This window comes from Streptomyces sp. NRRL WC-3549 (assembly GCF_000721935.1).
Classification (GTDB): Bacteria; Actinomycetota; Actinomycetes; order Streptomycetales; family Streptomycetaceae; genus Streptomyces.
In genome coordinates, this window is record NZ_KL585394.1 from 209294 (window position 1) to 213232 (window position 3939).

The window sequence follows — 3939 nt, forward strand, 5'->3', positions numbered from 1 at the left end:
CCCGCCGCGGGCCGCGGTGGTCAGGCCAGCGGCCCCGTCACCGCTTCCACGGCCCGGACGAGTCCGCCCCGTGCCACGAAGGCGTCTGCGGCGGCGAGGTCCGGGGAGAGGTGGCGGTCGGGGCCCGGGCCCTGGACGCCGACGGCCCGCAGCGCCTCGACGGCGGCCAGCGAGGCGGGCGCCGGTGTCATGCCGTCCGCGACGCGCAGTTCGACGGCGCGGGTGGCCGCGTACAGCTCGACGGCCACGATCCGGCGCAGGTTCCCCACGGCCGTGCGCAGCTTCCGCGCGGCCGACCAGCCCATGGAGACGTGGTCCTCCTGCATGGCGGAGGACGGGATGGAGTCGACGGACGCCGGGACGGCGAGCCGCTTCAACTCGCTGACCAGGGCGGCCTGTGTGTACTGGGCGATCATCAGCCCCGAGTCCACCCCGGCGTCGTCGGCGAGGAACGGCGGCAGCCCGTGCGACCGGTTCCTGTCCAACAGCCGGTCCGTGCGGCGTTCGCAGATCGAGCCGAGGTCGGCGGCGACGATCGCCAGGAAGTCGAGGACGTACGCGACGGGCGCACCGTGGAAGTTGCCGTTGGACTCCACCCGGCCGTCCCGGAGCACCACCGGGTTGTCGACGGCGGCGGCCAGCTCGCGGTCGGCGACGAGCCGCCCGTGCGTCAGGGTGTCCCGCCCGGCCCCGTTGACCTGGGGCGCGCAGCGTACGGAGTAGGCGTCCTGGACCCGGGGGGCGTCGTCCTGGTGGTGGCCGGTGAGGCCGGAGCCGGCCAGGACCCGCAGCATGTTCCCGGCGGAGGCGCCCTGCCCGGGGTGGGGGCGGATGGCGTGCAGTTCGGGGGCGAGGACCTTCTCCGTACCGAGGAGGGCCTCCAGGCTGAGCGCGGCCGTGATGTCGGCGCTGGTGTAGAGGTTCTTCAGGTCCGCGAGGGCCAGCACCAGCATGCCGAGCATGCCGTCCGTGCCGTTGAGGAGGGCGAGCCCCTCCTTCTCGGCCAGCTCGACGGGGGCGATCGCGTGCGCGGCGAGCAGTTCGGCGGCGGGGCGTACGACCCCGTCGGGACCCTCCGCGTCGCCCTCGCCCATCAGCGTCAGCGCGCAGTGCGAGAGCGGGGCGAGGTCCCCGGAGCAGCCGAGCGAACCGTACTCGTGGACGACGGGGGTGATGCCCGCGTTGAGCACGTCGGCCATGGTCTGCGCGACCTCGGGGCGTACGCCGGTGTAGCCGGAGGCGACGGTCTTCAGCCGCAGGAACATCAGCGCCCGCACCACCTCGCGCTCGACGCGGGGGCCCATGCCCGCGGCGTGCGAGCGGACGATGTTGCGCTGGAGCTGCGCCCGCAGTCCGGGGCTGATGTGCCGGCTGGCGAGGGCGCCGAAGCCGGTGGAGACGCCGTAGACCGGTTCGGGCTCGGCGGCGAGGGCGTCGACGATCTCGCGGGCGGCGGCGAGCGCTTCCACGGCGGCCGCGGAGAGCTCGACGCGGGCGCCCTCGCGGGCCACGGCGACGACGTCCTCGGCGGTGGTTCCGGACGTCCCCACCACGACAGTGTGCATATCCATATTCAGAAGCGTACGGACTGAAAGCCGTCATGTCATCAGTGGTCGTGCGGTTGACCCCTTACGCCGTCACGGCCGGTGCTCGTCCGGCGGCGGGTTGCCCCGCAGCCTGCGCCGGTCGTGCGGCGACCTGGGCGGGGAGTCGGCGAGCCGGATCACCTCGCCGTCCCGGCCGGCCACCACCGGGTTCCTGGAGTGGGCCGCCTTCGCCTGGTACTGCGCCGCGTCGGCCAGCCGGAAGAGACGGCGCGCGGAGCGCACCGGGCCGATGTCGTCACCGGTCGAGGCGACCCCGCAGGCCACTCCGTCACCGAGCTCCAGCCCGACGGCCCGCGCGCAGAGCTCCTCGGCCACCCGGACCACCTCGTCGGCGGCGGGACCCACCGCCAGCAGGCAGAACTCGTCCCCGCCCAGCCGCGCCGCCAGAGCGCCCGGCAGCATCGCCCCGCAGAGGGAGAGCACCGAGCCGAAACGTTCCAGCAGACGGTCGCCGACGGCGTGGCCGTGGGTGTCGTTCACCGTCTTGAGGCCGTTGACGTCGCAGACGACCAGGCTGACCACCGCGTCCTCGATCCGATGCCGGTCCAGCGCCTCGTCGAGCCGGATGTCGACGGCCCGGCGGTTGGCGAGGCCCGTCAGCGGGTCGGTGAAGGCCAGTTTGCGGACCTCCTCCAACCGCTCGGTCTGGACGATCCCGGCGGCCACGACCGCGGCCAGCACCGTCGCGAAGTCCGCGTCGTCCCGGCCGAAGACCGCCGCACCGGCCGGACGGGCGACGTACAGCTCACCCCACGCCCGCCCGTGCAGCACGATCGGCGCCACCACACAGCACCCCCGGCCGCGCCGGCGCAGCGCGGCGACCCGCTGGTGGCAGTACGGCCGGGCGCCCCGGGCGGGGGCGCCGACCGCACGGGCGCCGTCGACGGTCTCCACCCAGGCGTCCGGCTCACCGCCGCCGGCCCACCGCTCGTGCAGGAATTCCGTGATCTCCGGGAACTGGTGCACGGGGTAGGCCTCCTCGTCGGGGAACTCCTCCTCCCCGGCGGCCCGCTCCCCCGCGTTGACCAGCACCCGCAGCCTGCCCCGGTCGCGCTCCCACACGGAGAGGGCGGCGAAGCTGCCGCCCAGCGCCTCGCACGCCCCGAGCGCCGCCGCCCGCCACGCCTCCCGCGGCGTGTAGGCCGCCGCCATGGCCTGCGCCAGCGACACCACGGCGCGCAGCCGCACATCATCACCGCCCATCGCTCCAGCTTAGGGAGGTTTACACCTGTTCGATCAGTCGGCGACGCGGACGGTCTTCACCGCGTACCGCCCGTCCGGGTCACTCGCCGGGCCAGTCCGGCTTCCGCTTCTCGTTGAACGCGGCCACGCCCTCGGCCCGGTCCCCGGAGAAGGCCACCGAGCGCCAGGCGGCGTCCTCCACCTCCAGCCCGGCCCGCAGGTCGAGCCCCTGCCCCAGCCGGAGCGCCCGCTTCGCGGCCCTCAGGCCCACCGGCGAGTTGGCCGCGATCCTGGAGCCCAGCGCCAGCGCCTCCTCCCGGTCCCGGCCCGCCTCGACCAGCTCGTCGACCAGGCCCAGGGCGTGTGCCTCGGCCGCCTCGACCCGCCGGGCGCTGAAGACCAGCTCGGCGGCGCGCGCCGCGCCGACCCGGCGCGGCAGCAGCTGCGTACCGCCGCCGCCCGGGATGACCCCGACGGACACCTCGGGCAGCCCGACGACGGCCGTACGGTCGGCCACGATCACGTCGCAGGCCAGCGCCAGCTCGAAGCCGCCGCCGAGGGCGAAGCCGTGCACGGCCGCGACGACCGGCATGGGCAGCTCCAGCACCCCGGTGTACGCGGCCCGGGCGGTGGGCCGCTGCCGCACCAGCTCGGCGTCGCTGAAGGAGTTCCGCTCCTTGAGGTCCGCGCCCACGCAGAAGGCGCGCTCATGGGTGGAGGTGAGCACCGTGGCGCGCACCCCCCGGTCCGCGGCGAGCGCGTCACAGGCGGCCCCGATCGACCGCGCCATCTCGCTCGACACGGCGTTCATGGCCTTCGGCCGGTCGAGGACCAGCTCCGCGACGTGCTCCTGGCCCTCGTGCCGCCGTACGACGACGAACTCCCCGAACCGCTGCTCCGACATGACGGTCATGACTGATCCCCTCCGGTTAACGAGCGTTACCGGATCCTAGTGCCGTGACCGTGCGGACCTGCGGGGAGCGGCACCGGGGGCCGGGGCCCCACAACCAGCCCCTCCGGCGCTTGAGGACATCCGGGGGTCCGGGGCCGAGCCCTCTGTTTCGGGAAGGGGCGGGGGCAAGCCCGCCGCAGGCGCACCCGGTACCCCCGCACCCGCACCCCTGTCAGCCTGTCTCTTATACACATCTCT

Annotated in this window: 3 protein-coding genes; all 3 read right to left on the minus strand. The window is 74.7% G+C overall.

From position 1 onward, the window contains the following. Positions 1-20: 20 nt before the first annotated feature. The 3 genes from hutH to IH13_RS0111695 all read right to left on the minus strand — a co-directional run bounded on the left by hutH (position 21) and on the right by IH13_RS0111695 (position 3702). Positions 21-1571: a histidine ammonia-lyase gene (gene hutH / locus IH13_RS0111685; RefSeq protein WP_082317571.1), complete on the minus strand. Its 1551-nt coding sequence runs from the start codon at positions 1569-1571 to the stop codon at positions 21-23. Between the two features lie 66 nt (positions 1572-1637). Continuing rightward, entirely contained in the window at positions 1638-2810 is a 1173-nt protein-coding gene (locus tag IH13_RS0111690) for a GGDEF domain-containing protein (protein WP_031083579.1), read from the minus strand. Positions 2811-2889: 79 nt separating this feature from the next. Then, entirely contained in the window at positions 2890-3702 is an 813-nt protein-coding gene (locus IH13_RS0111695) for an enoyl-CoA hydratase/isomerase family protein (protein ID WP_031083581.1), read from the minus strand. Positions 3703-3939 lie beyond the last annotated feature (237 nt).